Origin of the sequence: Candidatus Stoquefichus massiliensis AP9, assembly GCF_000455285.1 — a bacterium.
GTDB classification, from domain to species: domain Bacteria; phylum Bacillota_I; class Bacilli_A; order Erysipelotrichales; family Coprobacillaceae; genus Stoquefichus; species Stoquefichus massiliensis.
On record NZ_HG005286.1, the window covers coordinates 45796 to 70948 of the forward strand.

Consider the following 25153-nt stretch of genomic DNA (forward strand, 5'->3'; position numbering starts at 1 on the left):
CATTATACAATAATTGCTTATAGAAAACAATTATAAATTCTAAAAATACCCTCCTACTTCTATATACGCAAAAAATTATCATTTTTCTTTTTTTATTTTCAAAAAAGTTAAAAAAATAGAGATTTCTGAATAGAAATCTCTCTTAACCTTATTCAACACCCTCTTTTTCAGCTAGTGACTTCTCATAAACTTTAAAGAACGGATAATAAACAGCAACACTAATCGCAATTAATACACACATAAAGATAACATTTCTAAAATCCAATGCTGACAAGAACCCTTGTGCAAAGAATGGTGTAAATGAAGGATCGATAATATACCCCATATTTACAAGACCAATACTTTGAACAAATGCACCTAAGCCAATTGAGATACATGGCATTAATACAAAAGGAATTGCTAAAATTGGATTTAAGACAATTGGACCACCAAAAATAACTGGTTCATTTATACCACAAATTCCTGGAACAACACTTAATCTTCCGATTGATCTTAAATGTTTAACATGTGAAAAACACATTAATAAAACTAATCCTAATGTATTTCCTCCTCCACCAAGAACAGCATAACGATACATCTGTAAGTTCATAACATGAGTTGCACTTTGTCCAGCATTTACCAATTCAGCGTTTAGTCCAGAATTCGTTATTCCTAGAGTAAAGACAATTGGGAAAATAATTGAAGAACCATTAATTCCAAATAACCATAGAATATTAGAAAAAGCAAAGATTCCCATAAATGCCCATACATTATCAACTCCAGAAATAGCTGGAGTTAAAATACTCATAATCAATTCAGGTAACGCTTTTCCAGATGCTCCCATAACAATTAAATTTAATCCATAAATGATAATAATATTAGCTGCTAGTGGTAATAATGAATTGACGAAGTTTGTTACTGCAGTTGGAACACTTTCTGGAAAAGTAAAGACAACTTTATTCCCAACAATACGACAAATTTCAACTGATAATAAACCAATAATCAAAGCAACAAATAAACCATCTGCACCTAAGTAAGTCATTGATAATTGACCCTCTTTAACTGGTGCTGCAATCATTAAAAATACACACATAGAAATAATTCCATTAATGGCTGCTTTCATTTTATAACTTTCAGCCAAACAATAACTCACCCCAAAGGATGTGACTAACCCAATCAGTCCCATTGTCATTGTATATGGAATTGTAATCATATCATAATTAGCAATTGCCCATTGTTTCCAACCAATCAAAGCTTTTAAGAAAATATTTCCAGTATTCAAATCAACAAGATCCAAATTAATTGGTGGATTGGCTACAATCAAAAATATAGATCCCACAACAATTAAAGCTAATGACATCATCATCCCATTAGAAATAGCTTGAAGATGTCTTTGATTCCCTAATTTATTAGCAAGTGGTGCTAATAATTTCTCTAAACCATTAATCATTTTCTTTCTCTCCCTATCTTAAAATTGCCATCCGTTAAACTTAAATGCTGAATCCACAACATTTTCTGGATCATATTCTTCTAATATTTCTGCATATCTTTCTTTATAATCATTGTCAATTTCCTTTTGGGGAATCACTTTACTTGCTTCATTTAAGAAATGGAAAGAATCTCTACCCATTGCTTGTCCTCGTTGAGTGTGCTTATCTAAAGCGTAATCAGGTACTTCTGGGAATTTACCCATCGCAAAAGATTTAATACAAATATTCTTCAATAAATCACTAGATCTGTCTTTTTCGCATTGACACATATAACGAATTGCATGAATAAAATAAATTGGTCTATCACCATCTGCATATTCAAATTCTCTACTCATACGATATAAATTATTTACCATAATTGCAGCCATTGGATTACCCATACCAATATCTTCAACTGAGATTGTTAATAATCTTCTCCATAACTTTTCTTCTAATTGTGGAGATGAAACATAAAGTTCATAAGCAAACATACATGCCTGTTCTTCTAACCCTCTACGAATAGATTTTTGTAATGCTGAGATGACTTCATCGCCAGCATACCCATTTCTTGTTGTGATTTTTGACCATGGATCATACATTGTTTTTGCCATAATTTCTTGCCCCTTTCTTTTTTATATGACATAATTGTGCTAGGAGGTGAATTCTCATGAATATTGTACATTTATCAGAGAAATATGAATTAAATGACTTAGAACTTCAAATTGTTTCTTATATGAAAGATCATATGAACGAACTTAAATCAATTGGTATACGTCAAATGGCAAAAGATAACTATACAAGTACATCAACCATTTATAAACTTTGTAATAAGTTTGGATTTGAGGGGTATAGTGATATGATTTATCATCTGACATCTACCAAAGATACATCTCATGATTTTCATCATCGTTATCATGAATATCAATCCCAATTTTCTCAATTACTACAAGATACTTCGAAACGTATTGTTGTTTTTGGATTAGGTTTTTCAGCACCTATTGCAGAATATATGCAACAGCGACTCACACTACTCAATTATCAAGCTATGTGCGTTGTCCATATGGAAATGTTTAGCCAAATCTTCAATAAAGATACAATTTTAATAGTTATCTCATATTCTGGTAAAACACCACGCTTAAATGAAATAGTAGAAACTGCTTATCAAAATCAAGTTCCCATTATCAGTTTCATTGGTAATCAAGATTCACCTATTTTTAATTATTCTTCATTACCTGTACTCATTGGTCAATATGATTCTTTTTCTCATGATTTAAATCGAAAAAATACGTTCTTTGGTGAATCCATTATTGCCTTTGAAACATTACTATTTTCTTAAGCCATCCTCATTATACAAATAACGACAAACAAATTATATTGGTTTTATCAATAAAAAAACATGTTATGAAATTTATAACATGTTTTCTTATACCATTGCGTTCAAGCTCTTATATATGATATGATAATCTTAAAGAAAAGAGGGGTATCATGGAGGAAAAAATTTTTGCTAGGGGATATTGTTTTGCTAAAATATTTATATTCTTTGTACTAGGGTGTTTAATTGGTACATATTATGAAGAAATATTATGGTTTGTCAGATTTGGAGAATGGGTTAATCGTCAAGGAATGATTTATGGTCCGTTTAGTCCTATTTATGGGGTTGGTGTTGCCATATTTGTAGTCATATTAGGTAAGCATAATGATGAAAGAAGTTGGTTAAAAACTTGGATTTATGCTGCTCTTATTGGTGGTGGTACGGAATTTATGACAAGCTGGATTGCTGATGTATGTTTTGGAGTTATCTTTTGGGATTATTCACATATGTTTTTAAATATTATGGGACGTACAACATTACCTTTCATGGTAGGATGGGGTGTTGGTGGTATGATTCTTATGAAAGTCATCTATCCCTTTGTTTCAAAATGGGTTGAAAAGATTCCATATAAGATTGCTCATCCAATCTATATAATTTCAGTTATCTTTATTACCTTTGATCTCATTGTAACATATAGTGCATTTGGAAGAATGGCTTTTAGAGATCAAGGTAAAAAACCTTTTACATTTATTGGAGAAATATATGATAAAATTTATGATGATGAATTTATGTATAAGAAATTTCCTGTTATGAGTCCAAAAGAATAAATAAAAACATATATAAACTATATAAGGTTTTTTCTTACTTAAAGTAATGATATTTAAAAGAGATTTCAAAATCTATTGTATTCTTCAATATATTTTGAAATCTTTTATTTTTATTTATTCATAATAGAGCAAGAACCTACTTTTTTACTTAATACAAAATTCTTATCACTTATTTATTATTATAAACTTATAGTATAAGCGAGAAAAAACAATGAATAAAAGGTTATGCCTTCAATTTATAATTAGCAAAATAACTATATCTCACAGTTTACCAAATATATAAGACGTTTTTCTCGCTTTAAATTCCTTATTGATAATATTTCCAAAGAGAGTTACCTTCTGTCTCACTATCAAGGATAAATGCTTGCCACTATTGTTGTTGTGTTTGTAAATATATCATTTACTTCTCTATTTCACAAACTTCTATCAATTATTTCTTGATAATTTGTTGCTAAGTACCTTAAATATCCTTAAAATACTCATTTATCCTATCACTTCCATGATATTTTTGATACAGATAGCAATAGTTATCATCAAAATAACAACTCCCATACCATTACTTAACTTTCCATTACGATACTTACCTAGTTTCTTATCATTCATACATATCATTAAGAAAATAGCCATAATAGGCAATATAATAGCATTAGCACCTTGTGCAATTAATATTAATTCTGTAGGTGTAGAATGATTGAATGCGGTTAAAATCATACCAAATCCAATCACTACTAACCAAATGAATTGAAATCTCTTAGATTTCATATCCTGCTGTATACCTAATATACCACTTGTTGCATAAGCAGCTGCAAGTGGTGCTGTAATTGTTGATGTCAATCCTGCAGCAAATAATCCAATACTCACTAAGATAGTTGCAAAGTCTCCTAATATTGGCTGTAATGCTTTGGCTAAGTCACCACCACTTTGAATTTGTAATCCCGCACAGTTCGTAGCAGCAACAGTTACAATACACATTGAAACAATACCACCTAATCCAATTGATAGAAAAGTATCTATTCTAGCATCTTGAATATCTTCTTTATTCTTCCAACGTTGAGCAGCACTAGATGAATGAAGAAATAAATTATAAGGAACTACAGTTGTTCCAATTAACCCTACTACACTTAACCAATCAACATTATGAAAACTTGGAATAAATCCTTTCAAAACCTCTCCCATATCTGGTTTTGAAAGAATTGTAGTGAGAATAAATGCAAATGCCATCACAAATACCAATCCAGTTAAAAACTTCTCTATGTAATAATAACTACCTGAAAACAAAAGTACAATAGCAATGACTCCAATAATCAAAGCAATAGTTTTCATTGAAATTTGAGGTACTAGACTTTGAAAACCCATTGCTCCTCCAGTTAGGTTACCAGTTTCATAAGCAATATTTCCAATGAAAATAGCACTCACAACAATCATTGTCATAATCGTTCTGATACCTTTATGATGAATACGTTCTCTAATGTTTTCTCCTAATCCTTGACCCGTTACAATACCCAATCTTGCTGCCATTTCTTGAAACATGATAGTCGCTATAGTTGAAAACATAACCACCCATAATAAAGTATAACCATAACTTGCGCCTGAATTAGAACACACTGTAATTGTTCCCGGTCCTATAAATGCAGCTGCAACTAATGCTCCAGGTCCAATATTCTTTAATCTATTGATTAACTTCATTTATATCATTCCCTTTTCTTTAAATCAGAATTCCATTACAATGATCTATCTCATGTTGAATAATTTGTGCAGTCACATCACTAAAAGTCTTGATTTTTATTTTAAAATTCTCATCATAATACTGTACTTTAATTTTCTCATATCTCTTTGTTTTCTTTGTCCCTTGATGACATAAACAAGCTTCTTCTGCTTCGTAATGACGTCCACTTGTTTTCATAACAATAGGATTAATCATAACAAGTTCTTTACTATTATCCATAACAATAATAATTCTTTTATGTTCATTAATCATATTTGCAGCCATTCCTACACAAAATTCCTGACGGGAATGCATTGTATCTTTTAAATCTTGAACAATATATAGATCATCTTTTGTAGCTTCAGTTGATTGACCACTTAATAAAAATTGATCAGTAATTATTTCTCTTAACATAACTTTCTCCTTTATTATATCCATGAATATCTATTATTAAAATTCATGAATACTTATTATCTCTTTTTTCTTTATTATAACATATAATTTAATTTCTCATAAACTTTCTTCATCTTTATCACTATACTGATACATCAATAATCCTAAAACAACAATTAAACATCCTATCAATTTATACATAGAAAACATATAATATATGAAATAATCTAATACAATACTAGTTGATAATTGAGCAATAAATGTAATAAGTGTTAATTTCACTGGTGAAATTTTTACTACTATAATATTTAAGATAAAGATATTGAAAACTCCAATAATTCCTCCAGTTAATAAGATAGGCTGATCATATATATATGAGAAATCTATATTCAATTCTACTCCAACCCCTAACACAATAAGCAGACTTGTGATCAATCCAGTCAGATAATTAAAAAATGTACTTTGATACACCCCTACTCTTTGAGATAAATAACTATTAACAGAACGACTCAAGACGATCGTTATACCTGTTAACATCGCACATAGAACTGATATCATAACATCATCACCCCTATACCTATCATCACAACAATAAGACTCATCATTTTAGATAGAGTCAACTTCTTTTTAATTGTTCCTAACCATCCTTGTTGTTCTAATATGAGGGATATTATCATTTGTCCTAATAAACCTAGCGCAGTTAATAATGCTGCCCCTAACTCTCCTACTGTCATCACATTAAAAACAACAGTCAAAACACCAATCACTCCTCCACTATATAAAATCAATGGAATATGTTTTTGAAAAGAAATCTTCTCCTTTTTAATAACCATCATAACAACAAAAGTACATAATCCAATAAAATGAATAACAACAGTAGATACATAGACACCATAATAATCAGATAAATGTCCATTAAAAATGTTCATAACAGTAATAATCATTCCACTGATTAACGCTAATAATATAATCATATTCTATCCTCCCATTGCATTATAAGCGTTATCTATTGATTTCTAATAGGACATATGTCATATTAGATATGGTGATATTAATGAAAACAAAAGAACTCTATATAAATCTGTTAAGAGATAATCATATCATGAATGAATCAAGCTATCAATATTTTGAATTATATCAATTTCATAAAGGTGAATATCTTCTCATGCAAGGTCAAAGATTAGATTATTTATATATATTAGTTGAAGGTAAACTTAAAATTAGTCATACAACAGCTAATGGTTTAACTATTTTAAATTGTTTTGCTTATCCTATTTACATTCTAGGTGAGGTTGAGTTTTTAAATCACAAAGATGTCATTAACAATATTTATGCGTTAGAAGATACATATTGTCTACGTCTTTCTATTGAACTTTATCAGGAAATCTTATTTCATGATTCTATTTTTATGTGTTATCTAGCTAAATCCATTGCTTATAAATTATATAATACAAACCATAATTCTTCTATTTCTTTAAATTATCCTGTTGAAAACAGATTAGCTTCTTATTTGGTGGCTTGTGAAAAAGAGGGAGTCATAGAAGATAACTTTGTTTTAGTTGCTGAGATGATTGGTTGTAGTTATCGACAGTTGCAAAGAGTTTTAAATAGTTTTTGTCAAAAGAAATATGTTAAAAAAATAAAAAGAAGTTGTTATGAAATACTTGATGAAAGTATTTTAAAACAACTTAGTAAGGATTTGTATTTATTGCAAAACAAATGGGAGTAGGCTCCTCAAACATAACAATTATACATTTGAGTTTCTTTGCTTGCGAGAGTGGGAAACTCAAAAGAATCAGTTCTTATAAAACCCACTATATTTATATAAAAACTTATAGTCTATATTCTAGATATATCTATTTTTGATATTGGTTACATTTTAAGAAAAATGATAATGCTCATCATTATAGCAATAACAAAAATAAATATACCAGTTCCAATCAAATACCTTTTAATTGTAGTCATTTGATGAACATTCTCCAAAATCTCACTAACTTCTATTGACATATCTGCACCAGCTTTAGAACTATGTTGTGAATAGATGTCCATAGGGTCACTTTCTTTTCCTTTTAACAAATAGTCTGTTGTTACACCAAATATCTCACTTAAACGGATAATCTTATCACTATCTGGCAAAGACTGATCAGTTTCCCACTTTGATACAGCTTGTCTTGTGACGCTCATTAAAGAAGCAAGTTCTTCTTGAGAAATACCTTTTACATTTCGTAAATGAATAAGTTGTTTTGATACGCTCATGTTTATCCTCCTTATAATTCAGCCATTCTTGACTGTACCCCAATAATAGCGTTTTATGTAGTTGCAATCCACCTACTAGACCCACTCAATTAGACAACTTATAGTTACATAAAGCATAATTATTAGTCAAATTCCAGTTAGTAACTCGTCTTCTAAATCATATTATAGTTTCTACTAATCTGTCTATAAACTATATATTTATAAGTCTATTCATCTATAACACCTGTATTTATTCTCATGATAATTATTTCATGCATTTCTTTTATCTAATGAATTAATATAATTGTTAAATTGCTGAAAAGTTAAACCTGGCTCCACTTCATAGAATTCAGTTGTTGGACTTGCTTGACCACCTCTTATTTTAACATAATAATCAGTTAAAAATTGAACGGCTGCTTCTTCACTTTCATATTCATGAATACCTACTCGATTTTGATTTGGATGTTCTAACTGAAATGTTTTTCCTTGATATTGATATAAGAGAAAACAATGCATATGTTCATCTTCTTCTAGATTTCCATAATCGTCTGGTTCATAGATACGACAACAAAACATTTTATGTGGAATATGAATTTGATTAAATAGTTCATTCATAATAGCAACTTGATCTATACATGTCCCTAATCCATAGTACAGGCATTCCTGAACAGTGCGTGTAACATATTTTCTTCTAAAGCCTTTCATTTCATCTAAATGTTTCTTTCCATCTATATCAACCCATCCATAATGAATATGCTCCTGCATAAATATTAAGATATCTTTTGGTGTCATTATTTCTTTAATTTCCATACCATCCCTCTTTTCTTTTATAAATTATAGCATAATACAGAAAAAAGATATAATTTTCATTATACCTTTTCTCTAAATTCATAGACTAAATCTGTTATTCCATTATAGCTTTTTGTCTTGATTAACTTTAATTTAATTTCAGAATCATTTTCTGGAAACAACCGAATACCACTACCTAATAATGTAGGTATAACTGATATATATAAACAATCAATCAGTTGGTGGTGCAAACACTGCTTCACAATATTTGCACCACCACAAATCCATATGTCTTTTCCATCTTGATGTTTTAAATATTGAATAAAATCATATAAATCTGATTGGATAAAATGAATGTTATGAATATCTTCTTTCTTTTGATGAGTCATTACATAACTCATCAATGAATCATATATCCAAATATCTGGTGATAGTTGTGTAATAATTTGATGATATGTATTCCATCCCATAACTACAGTATCTATCCCTTGAATGAACTCCTGATAACTTTGCATATCATCTAATTCTGGGCTTTCACCTGCAAGCCAATCTACATTTCCATCTTTATCAGCAATATAGCCATCTAAACTCATCGCAATAAATAATATTGTTCTACGCATCATTGAACCTCCTTAGGTCTATTCTACCCAGATTCTTTTATTGATGTCCAACAATTTGATGAGGCACATAGTATTCTTCTAACAAAGTCATATCTTCATCAGTTAATTTAACATCTAATGCCCCTACAAAATCATCCAAGTATTTTTCTTTAGTAATTCCTACAATTGGTGCAGTGACTCCTTTTTTCCATAACCATGCTACAGCGATCTGTGATCTTGTTGCCTGATGCTTATCAGCAATTTTTGTGACTGCTTCAACAATCTTTTTATCAGTATCTTCAGTGCTATCATATTTGTTTTTTGCGATTTGATCTTCTTTAGCACGTTTGGAATCTGCATTCCAGTCACGTGTTAAACGACCAGCTGCTAATGGACTATAAGGCACTAAAGCGACACCTGAATCAAAACAGAATGGATTCATCTCTCTTTCTTCTTCACGATAAAGTAAATTATAATGTCCCTGCATAACTGAAAACTTTGTCCAATTATTCTTTTCAGCAATATATTGAGTTTTTTGAAATTGCCATGCAAACATAGAAGAAGCCCCAATATAATGAACCTTTCCATTTCTAACAAGATCATTTAATACACACATTGTTTCTTCAATTGGTGTCGTATAATCCCAGCGATGAATATATAATAAATCTATATAATCTGTTTGCAATCTTTTTAAACATTGATCAACCTCATGAAGAATAGATTTTCTAGACAATCCACTACCATTAGGACCATCATGCATTTTCCCACTAACTTTGGTTGCTATAACAATCTCCTCTCGTTTTGCATAATCTTTTAAGGCTTTACCTAATATTTCTTCACTTGCTCCTAAGCCATAAACATTAGCAGTATCAAAGAAATTAATACCTAAATCTAATGCCTTTTTAATGATTTTACGAGAATCTTCTTCATTTAATACCCATGAGTGAATCCATCTTTCAGGATCACCAAAACTCATACACCCTAAACATATTTTAGAAACATCTAATCCTGTTTGTCCTAATTTTACATATTCCATCATTTAATTCTCCTGTCTTATGACTTCTTTTAAAGTAAATTTATGATTGTCATATTCATATACAAATATACAGCAATTTCCAAATCCTTTTTTTAATTCTTCCATTGGATCCTGCCACGCTCTTAAAAAGTTAAAACATGCCCCACTATGAGAAACCACTAGTACACTTTGATGGTCTTCCTTTTTCATAACATCTATTAAAGTTTTTTTCATACGATCCCTAACATCATTGGAAGATTCACCACCGAATTGCAAATAGTATGTGATACATTCTTCAGGTGTTTGACAATTTAATCTTTCACTTTCACCCTCTAATTCTCCATAAAACATTTCTTTTAAACCTTTTAATCTGATATAGGGCATACCTGTTATTATTTCTAGTGTATCACTACATCTTTCACTGGTAGAACAATATGCATGATCAAAAATAATATGATGATCTTCAAAATATTTCTTGGCAGTTATAGCCTGCTGCTTTCCAAGTTCAGTAAGTGGTGAATCACACCATCCCTGAATCTTTTTTTGAACATTAAACAATGTTTGACCATGTCTCATTAAATAGAGAGTTTTTTTCATAACGTATAAACTTCTCCTGGAGCTAGGACTTGAATTCTTTGAGGATTAATAACTCTACCCATCAGTGTTTCTGGATTTCCATTAAATGGAGACATCTGTGGAGCATCTACACTTCCCCAATGAATACAAATTAAATCTGCATTTGGATAAGTATTGGCTAATTTGATAGCTCCCTCCAAAGTAATATGCCATTCATTATCAGCAAAATCAAAAAGTATAACATCTGGCTGTGGCATCTTTAAATGTTCTTCCAAGAGTCTTGAATCACCTGGCAACCAGATTGTTCCATCAGCTGTTTCAAACCAATAACCACAATAATCTTCTTCTTTCCATTCTCTATAATGATATTTGGAAGATTCATTTTGCCAGTTATGTTTAGCGGGTGTTAAAGTGACTCTAACATCATCTACTGTAAATGTTTCATGAATATTATGCCCTGTTCCTGGTATACCTTCTTCATTCATTACTTTAGCAACATAATGAGGAGCATGATAAGATTCACAAACCGATAACAAATCTTTACATGTTAGTCTACTAAAATGATCATTATCTATATGTGTAACAAGCAATGCATCAAGTGTTGATACATTTTCAGGAAGAATAGGCATATCAATCAATAGTGGCATATCAAACCCTTCTAACAATGGATCAATCATAATATTTGTTCCATGGCTATTCATCATAATTCCTGCTCCACCCAACCAACGAATTTCTGTTGCATTCATTTTTTCAAATGCTTCTTGTCCAAACTTCTGAGTCTGAGGGGCAACCGCCTGTCCTTTTTCATTTTTTAAGATTTCCATAAAAAGACCTCCCTTTTCACCTTTATTTTAGTCCATAATATAGGGAGGTACAATATACAATATATTTTTTATGTCCATATCTTGACAATTGCCTTTTTTTGTCTACTTTTTATAAGGATTTTTTATTGTTCGAGAATGTTCAAACAATTTCTCCATTCCAATACTTCTCATCTGTGTAATTAATTGTGCCATTTCTTCACAACTTGCTGGCATATCAGATAATATCCAAGATAATGTCATGTTACTAGAGGCTGTTGCATGATATTCCGTCGCAAAACGTAAAGCTTCTGGCATAGGTTCTTTACCATAAAGTTTTTGATGTAATTCCAAATCAAACTGTTTACAGTGCTCAAACATATAATCTTTTAAACAATTTTGATCATCTATCAAACATGCTTGTTTCATAAAGATATGATATGTCTTCATTCTTTGAAATGTATCAAGCAATGATTCATAGAAGTTCATTTGCGTATCTGCTTCATTATATAGAGGAATAATTTTATGAAGATATATATATTGAATGAGGTCATTTTTATCTTTAAAATGATTATAAAATGTTTGTCTGCTAACACCTGTATAAGTCAATATTTGTTGAATTGTTATTGTTTCAAGAGAATAAGTTTCACACAATTTTAATAAGCCTTCAGCTAATATTTCTTTTACATTGATAGCCATATTTTATAATCCTCTACTTTCATAATATTTCAGTTTATATTGATACATCTTTTGATCAGCTAATTGAATCAATTCTTTATAAGAATCACTGTTTCCTTGTACAACTCCATAACTAATTGATTTTTGACATGAATCTATATTATCCTTTTGAATAATTTGATTGGCTTTCTCTAATGACTGAGACATTTCTTCAACACTTAGTGAATAACTTAATAAGATAAATTCATCTCCACCATAACGAAACAAATCCACTTTAAATTCCTGAAACACATCCAAAATCAAATCAACTGCTCTCTTTAAATAAATATCTCCCTCTGAATGTCCTGATTGATCATTAATAACCTTTAAACCATTTAAATCAATAAAAGCTAATGTAATCTCTCCACCATAACTTGCATATTCTTCTAATCTTTGATCTAATAACTGACGATTATAACATCCTGTTAACATATCCACATAAGCAAGTCTCCATAATTTACCAATATCTTCTTTATCTTCTATTAACTGGTGTCTAATATCATGCTGTTTATCCATATATTCATTTAACGACGCAACGCGTAACGTATAAATATTAACAATCAATAAAATTATAATTGAAAATAATCCTACCTTAACTCCCCATATTTTCACTCCAATCAATCCTTCCATTTGACTATATGTTAATAACTGTATAATCAAAAAAACATATATACTAAACTCAATCCAAAAATAAAAACGTAAACTCTTTTTGTTTTCTATTATCGTTTTTATTTTTTCGGAAAAATGAATACGTCTTAAAATCCAAAATAATAAACCCATAAATAAAAAACCAAAAATAATTGGATAAGCTTTAAAAGAATTCAAGGTATTATCAAATTGACTTAATGGAACATTCATAATTATTGCAAAAAGACTTCTAAAAAAGATATTAGTTGCTAATCCCATAATGATACAAAACATCGATAATGTATAAGAGGTAAGAAGATTAAAAGATAAAACTTTATAAACTTCCATACCCAATATTATCATAAAAATAAGCCAATTAATAATAAGTGGTAATTCTAAAACACTTGCACAATAAAACCAAGCATAAACAATAATAAAACATAAAATGGATGACATATGAGATATCTTCTTATGATCAATTTCACTTGAAAACATAAAGAACTCATGACTAAATAAATAGTAACTGCTTATTGTTAAAATAAGTTGTAGTAAATTTGTCATTTATTATCACGTCGCTTTCTATGTTTATCATCATACATTTTTTGATCTGCAATCATAATATAATCTTCAACACTTTTTTCTTGATAAGAAATTCCATAACTAAAAGAAATATGATTTTCTCCATTTTGCAAAGATGTTTGTAAACTTCTCATACGTTCTTTAATATAGTCTAATTTCTGATTAAAAAAGACCAATAAAAATTCATCACCACCAATACGTGCTACATAACCAATATCTAAAAAGCTTTCTATACATGCATTTGCAAATCGCATAAGAACTAAATCTCCAAAACTATGTCCATAAGTATCGTTCAGTATCTTTAAACCATCTAGATCTATAAAAACACAAATTAATTCATCACCTTTTTGTATTCTTTCTTCCATAATAGAACAAACCTCTCTTCTACTATAGGCTTTTGTCAGAGTATCATGTTCACTCAAATGTTTAAGCTTTTGTTTTTCAAAATACTGTTGAGCCATTAATATTTCACTTTGTTCGTAATCTTTTCTGATAATCTCACTTTTTATAAAAACATAATTATAATTAGACAAATAATACATTAAAAACAATATTAGTAAATCTCCACTCAATAATAATAAGTACTCAATCTGTTGCATTTGATAATATTCTAATACAAATGCATCTATAATATTATAAAGAATACAAATCATCAAAAATCGTGTATAAATTATAACTTTAAAATGATCGTATCCATTATCCCATAAGAATTCAGGATAATATTTTAATAATATAAAGCAAACAAAATTATAAAATATAAATGATAAATTTAAAACAAGAATGCGTAAAAATGAATTATCTAAAGAATATGATAAATCTATACCTACCATTCCTAACAAACCAATACTTAACATTAATAAAGATATGTATAATAGATAAAGAAATATTGTTATATTTTTAATTGCAACATCATGATTATGATAAGGTACCACATTAAGTAACAACAAAACTAATAAACCAATCAAAAAAATTGGCAATTGAATCATTAACCATGCGCATAAAGAAATCCATATAATACGTAATACAGAACAAACAGTATGATAAAAATAATATTTTTTATCATATATTTTTATATTTATCATAATTTCATATAATTGAAATTCAGTTAATATACTTAATAGTATTAATGCTATTAATAGAAATATCATCTTTATCACACCACCTTTCATTTATTTTATTATACTATAGATTCATATTATTGATAATAAATTACACTTTTTTTCAAAAATTAAAACAAATCACAGAAATATATTATTTCTGTGACATATCATAATCATATAAGAAGAAATTCATTGTTGCAGTAATTTTTCCAATTATAAATTGGTGAGACTTTTCTTGACATCTTTTCATACCCTGATGTTCATAAAACTGATAGTTACAGCTTGTATCAGTGTAAAGGTAAAAATATTTGACATTATTAAGCTTCATATAATCTACCAAACGCGAAAACAATTCCTTGCCAATTCCTAGTCCCCTACACTCCTGGCTAATCGCAAAAAAAGATAATTCTCCTTGATAATCCATTTGACTTTCTCTTATAAGTTCTTGATCAATAATATTCACATTTTTAAATATAGATGAAATTCTTCTTCCCTCTTGATCACATAATAACTTTAAAATAGAAACAATTTGTTTCCATCGATAACGAAGTGGACATCTATGTTTTTGAATATTCTTACCCATAATAATTCCTATCGGACAATCTTTTATCGTAGCAACCTGTGTAAACGTTTGATTAGCTAAACAACTTGCTAAAAAGGCTTTAGCCATTTTTTTAGCAGTTTTTGGTCTACACATTTCATCATAGTGCCATGCTTCTCTAATAATATTTTCAATAAATATTTCATCACTTTTTTTAAACTCTCTAAATTTTATTTTTTCTTTCATAAATCATTCGCTCCTTTTCTTTTCCTTGTGTATAATAAGTATAAAGTATACAGTTACTGTAGAGTCAAGGAGGTTATTTTATGTTTCATAATTCCATTCCATTAACAACATCCCAATTTGCTAAACTACATCACGTTAATAAAAGAACATTGCATTATTATGATGAAATAGGGCTATTTTCTCCATTATATAAAGGTGATAATAACTATCGATATTATGATTATTCGCAAAGTATTGAATTTGAATATATTCGTATGTTAAAAGATTTACATATGAGTTTAGAAGAAATTAAAGTATATTTAGAACATCCTCACATTGATGATTTTATAGAAATTGCTGATGAAAAGATTGAAACAATTAATCAAGAAATAAAAAAACTGAAGGCTACAAAGACTGCCTTACAAAAGCGAAAACAGATGTTAGAGATATGTCCAAATATAAAAGATGGTGATATTCTTATAAAAGAACATCACCAGGATTATGTATTTATAACTCCAACGACTTTCCAGACAGAAAGCATAACAATTTTCAATCAATTAAAGGAATTACAAGACATTTCACCTTATCAAGAAAGTTTTGGAAGTTTTATATCTGTAGATAAGATTATGAATCATGTTTATGATGACTATGATGGGTTATTTATACCAACAAAAGGTAAGAAACCAAATATAATGACAAGACCATCTGGACAATATCTTTTCGCTTACTCAATTGGAGATTGGAAGAAGATACCACAATTATATGAAAAGATTCATCATTATATCAAAGTACATCATATTGAGCTCACTGGCTATGCTTATGAAATAGGACTCAATGAAATTGCAATTAAGCATATGAATGATTATATCACTGAAATTATGATTCCAATTAAGAAGTAATCATAATAACCATTTATTTTTCATGTTTCATTGTGTTATCTCTTTCTAAATACTCTACAAATGCAAATATAATAGAAATGACTGTAAGAACTGACACGATAAGTTCTGCCATATTATTTGCATAATCTGTGTCTTCTGGAACAAATGCACCTAAAGCTAAAAAGTATATACACCATATAAGACCCAATGCAAGGAAAAGAAATGTTATATATTTAAGAAAAATTGACAAGATATTAATAATTTTTCGTACTCTAATCTGTTGTTTTAGTGAATATTCTTTTTTCACTATCATCTTAATACCACCACACAAAAAACCAATGATGACTCCTACAGATGCTGCTCTACAAATTAAATAAAATAAGTTCATATGTACTCCCCTTTTATCTTGCTTTTAATTATTCCATTATATCAAGAAAAGTAAAAATAAGCACCATCGATTTCACTATTTCTCATAAATACGATATAACCACTTACTACAAATAAAATTCCCTGAATAACGTCTACTCATTAGGGGATTCATTATACTTATTAAGTGTTTTATTTTCTAAGTTTTAATAATTGTTTTAAATCATCTATCTGTTCTTGAATATGTTCACCATTTTTCGTATTTTTTACCAGTTCCTGATGAGCTCGAGTATAAATGATTTGTGAGTCATACTCAGTATCACAATCAGTATATGCACCTTCATGAATATGATGTGTTTTTAAACGCATGCCATGACTATTACTAATAAGAGTATACCCTGCGACTCCTGTCTTTTTTTGATTTTGTATACAAAATCCCCCATCAATAACAACTTGTTTCTTATGTTCTTGCAATGGTGATTCTCCATCTTTAACACGAACAGGTGTATGCCCATTAATAATCATACATTCCTCATCATATAAATGAAACTCATAAAGTATTTTCTCACATATTTCTTTTTGATATATATAATGATAATAATAGTCTTTGGTTTCTGTTTCTTTATGATCTAAGACAATTCTTCTACCACATATTGGTGATTTATCACCACACCACAAATACCATAAATAATCTACTGACTCTAGGTCTTTATATAGAAATGCTTTCTTAATATGTTCATTCACAAAATCAAAATAAGTTTTACCTTTTACTTTTTTTCCAAAACAAGTATGTTCATAAAATTGTCCATTTTCATCTAATGGAATACACCCATGTAATAATAGATTATGGTTCGTTCGTAAATATAATGATCCTTTTTGATATAAGAATTGAATATGTTTTTTTAAACGTGAACTATTCATAAAACTCCTTTTTAAATCAAACAGAATTTTTATCTCTTCTTCACTTAATAATTCTTCATGATTATATTTTAACCGATAATCCATATGAAGATGAGGATACTTATTGATAAGCTTTCTTTCTAATTTGATTTGTAAATCTAAACAATACTTTTCCATTGCTAGAGCCTGTTTATCTGCTGCATATTTTTGCATTGCTGCAATCATTAACTGTCTTAATGGAATCCCATATCCTTTCTCTAATAAATCAGTATTATGATAATGGATACAGTTTTTAACAACAGTAATAATACAAGCACTTTGACCAATACATGCACCCATCCATAATATATCATGATTACCCCATTGAATATCAACTCTTTGATATTTTATTAGAGCATCTATAATTTTATCTGGAGCTTTTCCACGATCATATATATCACCAAGTATATGTAATTGATCTATAGCAAAATATTTTATCAGTTTTGTTAAAATATCAATAAAGTCATCTTGTTCACCTAACTCAATAATTGAATCTATAATCTGTAAATGATAAACATATTGTTGATCTAGTTCATCTAATTGAGCATGTAATAATTCATCAATGATATCAGCATATTCACTTTCAATATGTCTTCTGACTCTGGTTCTTGTATATTTTGATGTCACATATCTAGATAAACGAATTATTCTTAGGATTTGTTGTTGATACCATATTTTTTCATGCGACTTTTTCAATTCTTTTTGAGGATAATATATTAAATAACAAAAGTCATTGATTTCTTGATAACTCATCTCATTATGAAATAAGAATATAGTTTTTTCTTTTATAACACCTGAACAATTATTCATTAAATGTTTAAAAGCATCATATTCCCCATGTAAATCAGATATATAATGTTCTGTTCCTTTAGGCAAATTTAAAATAGCTTTTAAATGAATAATCTCACGACAGATTGATTGAATTGTTGGATATTCTTTAGCTAGAATATCAAAATATTTTTGATTTATATTTCTCATACTATCACCTACTAAAAGAGGCTTATGTTACCATAAGCCCATGTATTTTATTGATAATAATTTAATAAGATTTTTTCTGCTTCACTATTCCATAAACCATTTGTTTTTTGAATAGATTCAGCTAATTGCTTAAACAAATCATTTGTTTTACCTAATTCTTCGAAATCATCAATAGCTGTTAATGGCATATTAATATGTGTATAAATAAGTTTTTTTCCACCTGGAATCTGTGGTAAATTCTTTGTGGTATCAACAACTGCATCTAATCCTCCAATATGTGTAATCATAACAGCTGTTTGAATTAATCCTTGTGCATCTTTATCAATAGCTTCTTTCATGTCATCAATTGTTCCACCTGTACTTCCTAAAATTCTATGTCTAGAATAATGACAGTTATAAAGATTCATTGATGCTGAGAATTCTGAATCAGTAGGTCCTGCAAATAAGTTTAAGTTACCATCGTATGCTAATAACTGATCACCCATTTCAGATACACCTTTTAATGGAACATAAACAAAGACATCATCATAACCTTGACCATCAGTTAAGTCCATTAATTCTTTGACTTGATCATCCATCTTTGCTGTATTCACATAATGTAGTTCTACTCCATGTTTTGCAGCCTCTGCTTCTGAAATCACTTCTCTAGCACGAGCAATTTTAGCATCATCTATATCAGTCACAACAACTCTTTTAGGTTTGTTTTCATATGTTAATGAATAACTTACAGCGCCTAATCCCATTGGACCACAGCCACCTAAAATAATAATATTTCCATTCATTTTTGTTCCCATAACATGGTCATAGCAACCTGGTACAGTATGATAATGTGTATGGAATCCAGAAATGACACAACACATTGGTTCAGCAACTGAAGCTGCAAAGTAACTATCTCCTTCAAATGTCCATAAACATCCTGCTTCAATGATATCATTAGGGAAAATACAATATTCACTGTCTCCTCCACACCATTTGTATGAATAACCTGGTGATTCCATTTGTCCTGGAATAGCTGGCTGTTGTGCAAATTTTTGTCCTGGTTTGAACTGATCTATCCATTTTTTACCTACTTTAACAATATCTCCAGCAAATTCATGACCTATAATAATAGGATTATCATAAACATCATTTGGAACTCTTTTATGGTTCGCTCCTTGTTTAACAGTCTTGTATGTTGACATACAAATACTATCAGAAACTACTTTTACTAAAATTTCATCATCTTTAATTTCTGGTAATTCAAATTCATCTAATCTTATATCATCAACGCCATATAAGCGTACTGCTCTTGTTTTCATATTTTTAATCTCCTCTACTTAAATTCAATATTGACTTCATTGATTAATTTCTCAACCATGGCTAAACATGGTGCCTTAGTTCCTTTTGTCATAACAGCGCCAGCCGAAGTAGCTACTGCTAATTTAATCAGTCGTACAAGTTCATAATTCTGTTCTATTCCATAAGCTAATGCCCCAACCATTGAATCACCTGCACCGACTGCAGAATGAGCAATAATTTCTAGTCCTGGTATACGTGCAACTTCATCATGAGTTATAAAAATAGCTCCTTTCGATCCTAACGAAATTACAACTGTTTCTATTCCCTTGTACAAAAGTTTTTTAGCATTTTCAATCAAATCAAGTTCACTTATATTTTCATCCAACCCAAAGTATTTACATAATTCATACTTATTAGGTTTGACTAAGTGAGGGCCGGCTTCAATACCATGAGTGAATAAATCACCATCAGCATCTAATATAACTTTAGCCCCTTTATCTTTAAGCAAAGTAATCAATTCTTTATAGATATCTCTTGGAACACCTAATGGAACACTTCCTGCTAATACAACAATATCACCAGCAAATGTCATTGCTAACAAATCACTTTTAAATTTCTGCAAATCATCAACATTAATTTCATCTCCTACTTCATTCAATTCAGTAAGATTCATATTTTCATCTAAAACCTTTAAATTCATACGAGTATTCCCTTTAACATGCATAAACTTATATTCAAGTCCCATATTATCAAGTTTTCTCTCAATCCATTCACCATTATCCCCAGCTATAAAGCCAGTACAAATAGATTGTCCTCCTAATTCTTTAATTGCTTTAGAAACATTAATACCTTTCCCACCAACATCAAGCATCACATGGTCTAAACGATTTAACCCATTACATACCATTTGTTTCACCTGTGCTGTTTTATCAATTGCAGGATTTAAAGTCACTGTTATAATCATCATTATTCTCCTTTTGTTAAGACCTCATAGATAAAGTCAATATCACGAGAAGAAACAATTTTTTCTACAGTATCCATATCACTCAGTTTTAATGCAATATTTGTTAAGATTTCCATATGGTCATTACCTTTTGCAGCAATCCCAATAACAATTCGTGTCAAATTTCCATTCCAATCTATTCCCTGTGGATAAATCATGACAGCAATTCCTGTCTGTTTCACATAATCCTTAACATCATATTCGCCATGAGGAATAGCTAAATCATTTCCAATATAAGTTGTTAAATCATGATCACGATTTAACATCCCTTGTATATAAGGTTCTTCAATATAACCTTTATCTTGTAGCAGTTTACCAACTGCAATGATTGCCTCATCACTACTGCAAGATGCACAGTCCAAGACAATTGATTCTTTTGCAAGAATACTATCATTATTAATCATCTTCATTATCTCCTTCGAAATGTCTTGAAGTCTCTTTTCATCTAGGAAATAGTCAATAGCAAATACTTTTAAATATCGATAAGCATGTTTTATTTGAGGAAGTAGTGCTCGCTGTGCAATAATAACATTACAATTCTTAGGTATTTCATATATTGAACAATTAGAAACATAGATTTGATCATTTATAAAATGTTTCATTAAACTTGCACCTAAGGCACTTGATCCCATGCCTGCATCACAGGCAAAATATACATTAATACGTGCCATTTGTTTCCTCCTTAATCATTTGAATAATCCAAGTCTGGAGGACTTCATGAAATTCATTTTGAATTTCCTCTTGAGTTCCAACCAATAACTTATCAAAAAATACTTTGTTTTCAATCAGCTGTGCTGATAGAAATGACATCATTCTTTTTTGTGCACTCGTCGCATGTTCAGGTATTAACATAAATAAGATAATTTTAATATTTTCAATATTTTCACCTGTAAAAATACTTTCATTTGATCTAATAATATGCACTAAACATTGTTCTACTAAATGTGTAGATGTATGAAGCAAAGCAAAACCAAAGTCTGGATATATATTACTTCCTTTTTCTTCTCTTTGTAGTATTTGAGTTTTTAAGAGAGGATTACTATTTATTGTTTGACATACTCTTTCTATGACTTTCTGTTTATTATAGTTATATGGAAAAGTGTATAATTGTATATCTTGAATCAATAATTTGACCATGTCTATTAATGCTATTAAATCATAGTGAGTTGATTGGAATTGACTGGTTAAATTGATTTGTCTACGTTCTTCAATAGCTTTTAAAACATGTATAACATCATTTTGACTCAAAAGAGGAGTCACGAATACTGCGCTTTTTATGTCAAAAGTTGAGATTAATAGTTCACACTGGTGGTGTCCTATATCAGAGATAGAAAGTGGAATAAGATGGACAAATTGATCAACAACACGTTTTAATCTAGCGATTAATAATGCTGATAGACCAATTCCACTACTGCATACGACACCTACTTGAATAGGTCTTAAATGAGAAACTTTATAACGTTCTATCGCAGCAGCAAAGTGTAATGCTAAATATCCAATTTCATCATTATTTAATTTATATCCATATGTTTCATCAAAAATAGTGCATGCTTTTTTTGTTATTTCAAATATTTCTAAGAAGTTTTCTTGTATTTGTGTAAGCATTGGATTATAGATAGGAAGATGATATTCTAAACGAACCAATGCTGGTTTTAAGTGCGCAGCTAAGCTTTGATATAGTTCATAATCATTGAAGAGATTATAACCATTTTCTTTAAATACATTAAGCATTTTAATAATGACATCATTATATTCTTCTACTGATGTATCTTGACTTAACATTGCTGATTTTGCACTTTGAAGATGAATGGCTATAAAAGCACATTCTGTTTCTTCAATATCAATATCAAATGCACGAGATAAATATTTAACAATGAGTTTTGCTTTTTGATAAGCTTTCTGATTTTCAATTAATGCAAATATTTCATGATTATCAAGTAATTGTTCTCCTATTTGTATACGACTCACTGCAATCATTAAATGGATGAGTAAGCCCATATAAGAACTTTTTGCTATAGAATCTAATTCTAATTCTTGACGATGTATTTTAAAGACTTCTACTATAGTTGTTAATATATTTGTATCTAATAATTTTTTCATATTAGAATTTTGTGTTGTTAATATTTGTTCCATCACATCTTTAACGTTATATCGATCAAAGTCAACATTAGCAATATGATGCTGGACAGTACTATTAATAATTGAAGATATAGCCTGTCTTCTATTTGTTTCGTTGGCTTCAATGCCAACACCATATCCTGGTTTTCTTATCAGATTTATTTGGAATTCTTGGAAAAATGATTCTAAGTCATCTAAATCATGTGAGATTGTGGCTTCAGAAACTTGAAATTTATTGCTGTAATAAAAGAGTTTTTGTATCTCCTTCATTCTGAGTAATTCTAGACAGAGAAGTTCTTGTCTTTCTTCTTTATCCATGTAGTCAATTTTAGATCCTTGAATGTCCATGATTAGATTTTGTTTATCTTCATCATGACCTATAATACGAATACCCTTTCCTTTTTTAGAAAGAATATCTAAATTGAAACTTTGTAAAGAGTCCTTGATTTGAGGAAGTTCACGCATAATCGTACGAGAACTCATTTGTAACTGTTCTGATATTTCATGATAAGTGATATAATCATCCCTTAACAAACATATAGATAAAATTTTTGCTTGACGAGATGAATACATACCCCTATCCTCCTATTTTAATTTTTCTACAATTTCATCATACTCATTACCACCCATAAAATTAGTAATTGGAAATACCACAACATTTGGTAAACCATCTTTTACTCTCCCTACAAGTGAAGTATGTGTCACAACAACTTCTGTATCTTTTGGAATATCATTAATTGCATAATGTGGAACTTCAATATCAATACCTGCTGCTTTTAATTTCTTTGTGAGTAACGCAGCTCCCATAGCACTTGATCCCATCCCAGCATCACAGGCAAATACAATCTTACGTAATTGATTATACTGAATTGCTTTTTCTTTTTCATCAATATTTTTCATGTTTTTAACTTGAGTCTGTGCTTCTTCTAAATTATCATCAGTATTTTTAGAAGCTTTTAAAATAACCGATGCTATAAACATTGTCACTGCTGTCGCAACAATGACACTTAATATAACACCAATGTAACTTGATTGATTACACATACCAAGTATTGCAATAATACTTCCCGGTGATGCAGGAGCATTTAATCCTGAATTAAATAATACATTAACGAAAATTCCTGAAGCTCCACCACCAATAACAGCCAATAACAATAATGGATTCATTAAGATGTATGGGAAGTAAATTTCATGAATTCCTCCTACAAAATGAATAATTGCAGCTCCAGGTGCTGAAGCTTTTGCAGAACCCTTTCCAAAGAAGCTGTATGCTAATAAAATTCCAAGCCCTGGCCCAGGATTTGCTTCCAATAAGAAGAAAATTGATTTTCCCTGTTCTAGAACTTCCTGCATGCCAATTGGTGAGAAAATCCCATGATTAATCGCATTATTTAAGAATAATACTTTTGCAGGTTCTACAATGATTGATACAAATGGTAATAAACTATTATCAACAAAGAACTGTACTCCTGCTTTTAAAATATCATTCAAAAATAAGCAAGCCGGATTAATTGCTAGACATCCGATAACTGCTAAGACAAAACCTAAAATACCAGCCGAGAAATTATTCACTAGCATTTCAAATCCTTGTGGAGTGTGATTTTTTAATAATTCATCTAATTTCTTAATCAGATATGCTCCTAATGGCCCAGCAACCATTGCTCCAATAAACATTGGAATTGGTGCACCAACTAAAACCCCCATTGTCATAATAGCACCAACTGTAGCCCCACGTTGTCCATAAACATTTTTACCACCAGTATAACCAATAAGAATTGGAAGTAAATACTTGTTCATAGGCTCTACTAAAGCTGCAAGAGTTTCATTAGGGAACCAACCATCTGCAATAAACAATGAAGTAATAATACCCCAAGCAATAAATACTGCAATGTTTGGCATGACCATAGCACTAAGTGCTCGTCCAAATTTTTGTAACTTTTCTTTCATAAATTGCCCTTTCCTTTCTGTAAATTTATCTTTACAACTCTTACTATACAAGCCCTTACAACAATTCTCAATTCATTGAATTTGAAGTTTGTCACTTGCCAAAATAGACAAAATTTAAGAGTCTTGCCCACCATAGCTTTTCACCAAATTTAGCCAAT

Annotated in this window: 27 protein-coding genes; 4 read left to right on the forward strand and 23 right to left on the reverse strand. The window is 29.8% G+C overall.

Features of this window, described 5'->3' with window-relative positions; genetic code table 11:
• Positions 1-148: 148 nt before the first annotated feature.
• Both BN350_RS04335 and BN350_RS04340 read right to left on the reverse strand, forming a co-directional pair.
• Positions 149-1429 (reverse strand): PTS sugar transporter subunit IIC, encoded by a 1281-nt coding sequence (locus tag BN350_RS04335; protein ID WP_028042485.1) that lies wholly within the window; start codon positions 1427-1429, stop codon positions 149-151.
• 18 nt (positions 1430-1447) lie between these two features.
• Positions 1448-2059: an AAA family ATPase gene (locus BN350_RS04340; protein WP_028042486.1), complete on the reverse strand. Its 612-nt coding sequence runs from the start codon at positions 2057-2059 to the stop codon at positions 1448-1450.
• Between the two features lie 56 nt (positions 2060-2115).
• Between BN350_RS04340 and BN350_RS04345 the strand changes: the two genes are divergently transcribed.
• Together BN350_RS04345 and BN350_RS04350 are read left to right on the forward strand one after the other, a co-directional pair.
• On the forward strand, positions 2116-2784 hold the full coding sequence (locus BN350_RS04345; RefSeq protein WP_028042487.1) for a MurR/RpiR family transcriptional regulator: 669 nt from the start codon (positions 2116-2118) through the stop codon (positions 2782-2784).
• 149 nt (positions 2785-2933) lie between these two features.
• Positions 2934-3587, forward strand: a complete 654-nt coding sequence (locus BN350_RS04350) for a putative ABC transporter permease (RefSeq protein WP_028042488.1) — start codon at positions 2934-2936, stop codon at positions 3585-3587.
• 483 nt (positions 3588-4070) lie between these two features.
• Here BN350_RS04350 and BN350_RS04355 read toward each other — a convergent pair whose 3' ends face one another.
• The 4 genes from BN350_RS04355 to BN350_RS04370 all read right to left on the reverse strand — a co-directional run bounded on the left by BN350_RS04355 (position 4071) and on the right by BN350_RS04370 (position 6659).
• A complete protein-coding gene (locus BN350_RS04355) occupies positions 4071-5273 on the reverse strand; it encodes an Nramp family divalent metal transporter (RefSeq protein ID WP_028042489.1) in 1203 nt (400 codons plus the stop codon).
• Positions 5274-5292: 19 nt separating this feature from the next.
• Positions 5293-5706: a peptide deformylase gene (locus BN350_RS04360; RefSeq protein ID WP_028042490.1), complete on the reverse strand. Its 414-nt coding sequence runs from the start codon at positions 5704-5706 to the stop codon at positions 5293-5295.
• Positions 5707-5802: 96 nt separating this feature from the next.
• On the reverse strand, positions 5803-6243 hold the full coding sequence (locus tag BN350_RS04365) for a DMT family transporter (protein WP_028042491.1): 441 nt from the start codon (positions 6241-6243) through the stop codon (positions 5803-5805).
• Complete coding sequence (locus tag BN350_RS04370) at positions 6240-6659, reverse strand: DMT family transporter (RefSeq protein WP_028042492.1); 420 nt, start codon at positions 6657-6659, stop codon at positions 6240-6242. The genes BN350_RS04365 and BN350_RS04370 overlap by 4 nt, the downstream gene beginning before the upstream one ends.
• 80 nt (positions 6660-6739) lie before the next feature.
• Between BN350_RS04370 and BN350_RS04375 the strand changes: the two genes are divergently transcribed.
• Positions 6740-7414 (forward strand): cyclic nucleotide-binding domain-containing protein, encoded by a 675-nt coding sequence (locus BN350_RS04375; RefSeq protein WP_028042493.1) that lies wholly within the window; start codon positions 6740-6742, stop codon positions 7412-7414.
• Positions 7415-7557: 143 nt separating this feature from the next.
• Here BN350_RS04375 and BN350_RS04380 read toward each other — a convergent pair whose 3' ends face one another.
• The 10 genes from BN350_RS04380 to BN350_RS04425 form a co-directional block, all read right to left on the reverse strand.
• A complete protein-coding gene (locus BN350_RS04380; RefSeq protein WP_028042494.1) occupies positions 7558-7941 on the reverse strand; it encodes a helix-turn-helix domain-containing protein in 384 nt (127 codons plus the stop codon).
• Positions 7942-8190: 249 nt separating this feature from the next.
• Positions 8191-8730 carry a hypothetical protein gene (locus tag BN350_RS04385; protein ID WP_028042495.1) on the reverse strand — a complete coding sequence of 180 codons (540 nt, stop codon included), beginning with the start codon at positions 8728-8730 and terminating at the stop codon, positions 8191-8193.
• A gap of 59 nt (positions 8731-8789) precedes the next feature.
• On the reverse strand, positions 8790-9329 hold the full coding sequence (locus BN350_RS04390) for a dihydrofolate reductase family protein (RefSeq protein ID WP_028042496.1): 540 nt from the start codon (positions 9327-9329) through the stop codon (positions 8790-8792).
• 37 nt (positions 9330-9366) lie between these two features.
• Positions 9367-10344, reverse strand: a complete 978-nt coding sequence (locus BN350_RS04395) for an aldo/keto reductase (RefSeq protein ID WP_028042497.1) — start codon at positions 10342-10344, stop codon at positions 9367-9369.
• Between the two features lie 3 nt (positions 10345-10347).
• Positions 10348-10920, reverse strand: coding sequence for a histidine phosphatase family protein (locus tag BN350_RS04400; protein WP_028042498.1), 573 nt, complete (start codon positions 10918-10920; stop codon positions 10348-10350).
• A complete protein-coding gene (locus tag BN350_RS04405; protein WP_028042499.1) occupies positions 10917-11723 on the reverse strand; it encodes an MBL fold metallo-hydrolase in 807 nt (268 codons plus the stop codon). Before BN350_RS04405 ends, BN350_RS04400 begins: the two co-directional genes overlap by 4 nt.
• 102 nt (positions 11724-11825) lie before the next feature.
• A complete protein-coding gene (locus BN350_RS04410) occupies positions 11826-12398 on the reverse strand; it encodes a TetR/AcrR family transcriptional regulator C-terminal domain-containing protein (RefSeq protein ID WP_049945510.1) in 573 nt (190 codons plus the stop codon).
• Between the two features lie 3 nt (positions 12399-12401).
• The gene (locus tag BN350_RS04415; protein WP_081652841.1) at positions 12402-13604 is read right to left on the reverse strand and encodes a GGDEF domain-containing protein; all 1203 of its coding nucleotides are present in this window, start codon (positions 13602-13604) and stop codon (positions 12402-12404) included.
• Entirely contained in the window at positions 13601-14770 is a 1170-nt protein-coding gene (locus BN350_RS04420) for a GGDEF domain-containing protein (RefSeq protein ID WP_028042502.1), read from the reverse strand. The genes BN350_RS04415 and BN350_RS04420 overlap by 4 nt, the downstream gene beginning before the upstream one ends.
• Positions 14771-14873: 103 nt before the next feature.
• The gene (locus tag BN350_RS04425; RefSeq protein WP_028042503.1) at positions 14874-15509 is read right to left on the reverse strand and encodes a GNAT family N-acetyltransferase; all 636 of its coding nucleotides are present in this window, start codon (positions 15507-15509) and stop codon (positions 14874-14876) included.
• Positions 15510-15589: 80 nt separating this feature from the next.
• On the opposite strand from BN350_RS04425, the gene BN350_RS04430 reads away from it, so the two are divergent.
• Entirely contained in the window at positions 15590-16387 is a 798-nt protein-coding gene (locus tag BN350_RS04430; protein WP_028042504.1) for a MerR family transcriptional regulator, read from the forward strand.
• 13 nt (positions 16388-16400) lie between these two features.
• Here BN350_RS04430 and BN350_RS04435 read toward each other — a convergent pair whose 3' ends face one another.
• The 7 genes from BN350_RS04435 to BN350_RS04465 form a co-directional block, all read right to left on the reverse strand.
• Positions 16401-16754 (reverse strand): hypothetical protein, encoded by a 354-nt coding sequence (locus BN350_RS04435; RefSeq protein ID WP_028042505.1) that lies wholly within the window; start codon positions 16752-16754, stop codon positions 16401-16403.
• Between the two features lie 170 nt (positions 16755-16924).
• Positions 16925-18649 (reverse strand): fructose-bisphosphatase class III, encoded by a 1725-nt coding sequence (locus BN350_RS04440; protein WP_028042506.1) that lies wholly within the window; start codon positions 18647-18649, stop codon positions 16925-16927.
• A gap of 47 nt (positions 18650-18696) precedes the next feature.
• Positions 18697-19947, reverse strand: a complete 1251-nt coding sequence (locus BN350_RS04445; RefSeq protein WP_028042507.1) for a zinc-binding dehydrogenase — start codon at positions 19945-19947, stop codon at positions 18697-18699.
• A gap of 14 nt (positions 19948-19961) precedes the next feature.
• On the reverse strand, positions 19962-20891 hold the full coding sequence (gene pfkB, locus BN350_RS04450; RefSeq protein WP_028042508.1) for a 1-phosphofructokinase: 930 nt from the start codon (positions 20889-20891) through the stop codon (positions 19962-19964).
• A gap of 2 nt (positions 20892-20893) precedes the next feature.
• A complete protein-coding gene (locus BN350_RS18480; RefSeq protein ID WP_049945511.1) occupies positions 20894-21601 on the reverse strand; it encodes a PTS sugar transporter subunit IIA in 708 nt (235 codons plus the stop codon).
• Positions 21588-23621 (reverse strand): BglG family transcription antiterminator, encoded by a 2034-nt coding sequence (locus BN350_RS04460; protein ID WP_028042509.1) that lies wholly within the window; start codon positions 23619-23621, stop codon positions 21588-21590. The genes BN350_RS18480 and BN350_RS04460 overlap by 14 nt, the downstream gene beginning before the upstream one ends.
• A gap of 12 nt (positions 23622-23633) precedes the next feature.
• Complete coding sequence (locus tag BN350_RS04465; protein ID WP_028042510.1) at positions 23634-24995, reverse strand: PTS mannitol transporter subunit IIBC; 1362 nt, start codon at positions 24993-24995, stop codon at positions 23634-23636.
• Between the last annotated feature and the right edge of the window lie 158 nt (positions 24996-25153).

Coding starts and splice junctions, on each gene's coding strand:
- BN350_RS04335 (WP_028042485.1), bottom strand. CDS start 1,429: ATGATTAATGGTTTAGAGAAATTATTAGCACCACTTGCTAATAAATTA.
- BN350_RS04340 (WP_028042486.1), bottom strand. CDS start 2,059: ATGGCAAAAACAATGTATGATCCATGGTCAAAAATCACAACAAGAAAT.
- BN350_RS04345 (WP_028042487.1), top strand. CDS start 2,116: ATGAATATTGTACATTTATCAGAGAAATATGAATTAAATGACTTAGAA.
- BN350_RS04350 (WP_028042488.1), top strand. CDS start 2,934: ATGGAGGAAAAAATTTTTGCTAGGGGATATTGTTTTGCTAAAATATTT.
- BN350_RS04355 (WP_028042489.1), bottom strand. CDS start 5,273: ATGAAGTTAATCAATAGATTAAAGAATATTGGACCTGGAGCATTAGTT.
- BN350_RS04360 (WP_028042490.1), bottom strand. CDS start 5,706: ATGTTAAGAGAAATAATTACTGATCAATTTTTATTAAGTGGTCAATCA.
- BN350_RS04365 (WP_028042491.1), bottom strand. CDS start 6,243: ATGATATCAGTTCTATGTGCGATGTTAACAGGTATAACGATCGTCTTG.
- BN350_RS04370 (WP_028042492.1), bottom strand. CDS start 6,659: ATGATTATATTATTAGCGTTAATCAGTGGAATGATTATTACTGTTATG.
- BN350_RS04375 (WP_028042493.1), top strand. CDS start 6,740: ATGAAAACAAAAGAACTCTATATAAATCTGTTAAGAGATAATCATATC.
- BN350_RS04380 (WP_028042494.1), bottom strand. CDS start 7,941: ATGAGCGTATCAAAACAACTTATTCATTTACGAAATGTAAAAGGTATT.
- BN350_RS04385 (WP_028042495.1), bottom strand. CDS start 8,730: ATGGAAATTAAAGAAATAATGACACCAAAAGATATCTTAATATTTATG.
- BN350_RS04390 (WP_028042496.1), bottom strand. CDS start 9,329: ATGCGTAGAACAATATTATTTATTGCGATGAGTTTAGATGGCTATATT.
- BN350_RS04395 (WP_028042497.1), bottom strand. CDS start 10,344: ATGGAATATGTAAAATTAGGACAAACAGGATTAGATGTTTCTAAAATA.
- BN350_RS04400 (WP_028042498.1), bottom strand. CDS start 10,920: ATGAAAAAAACTCTCTATTTAATGAGACATGGTCAAACATTGTTTAAT.
- BN350_RS04405 (WP_028042499.1), bottom strand. CDS start 11,723: ATGGAAATCTTAAAAAATGAAAAAGGACAGGCGGTTGCCCCTCAGACT.
- BN350_RS04410 (WP_049945510.1), bottom strand. CDS start 12,398: ATGGCTATCAATGTAAAAGAAATATTAGCTGAAGGCTTATTAAAATTG.
- BN350_RS04415 (WP_081652841.1), bottom strand. CDS start 13,604: ATGACAAATTTACTACAACTTATTTTAACAATAAGCAGTTACTATTTA.
- BN350_RS04420 (WP_028042502.1), bottom strand. CDS start 14,770: ATGATATTTCTATTAATAGCATTAATACTATTAAGTATATTAACTGAA.
- BN350_RS04425 (WP_028042503.1), bottom strand. CDS start 15,509: ATGAAAGAAAAAATAAAATTTAGAGAGTTTAAAAAAAGTGATGAAATA.
- BN350_RS04430 (WP_028042504.1), top strand. CDS start 15,590: ATGTTTCATAATTCCATTCCATTAACAACATCCCAATTTGCTAAACTA.
- BN350_RS04435 (WP_028042505.1), bottom strand. CDS start 16,754: ATGAACTTATTTTATTTAATTTGTAGAGCAGCATCTGTAGGAGTCATC.
- BN350_RS04440 (WP_028042506.1), bottom strand. CDS start 18,649: ATGAGAAATATAAATCAAAAATATTTTGATATTCTAGCTAAAGAATAT.
- BN350_RS04445 (WP_028042507.1), bottom strand. CDS start 19,947: ATGAAAACAAGAGCAGTACGCTTATATGGCGTTGATGATATAAGATTA.
- pfkB (WP_028042508.1), bottom strand. CDS start 20,891: ATGATTATAACAGTGACTTTAAATCCTGCAATTGATAAAACAGCACAG.
- BN350_RS18480 (WP_049945511.1), bottom strand. CDS start 21,601: ATGGCACGTATTAATGTATATTTTGCCTGTGATGCAGGCATGGGATCA.
- BN350_RS04460 (WP_028042509.1), bottom strand. CDS start 23,621: ATGTATTCATCTCGTCAAGCAAAAATTTTATCTATATGTTTGTTAAGG.
- BN350_RS04465 (WP_028042510.1), bottom strand. CDS start 24,995: ATGAAAGAAAAGTTACAAAAATTTGGACGAGCACTTAGTGCTATGGTC.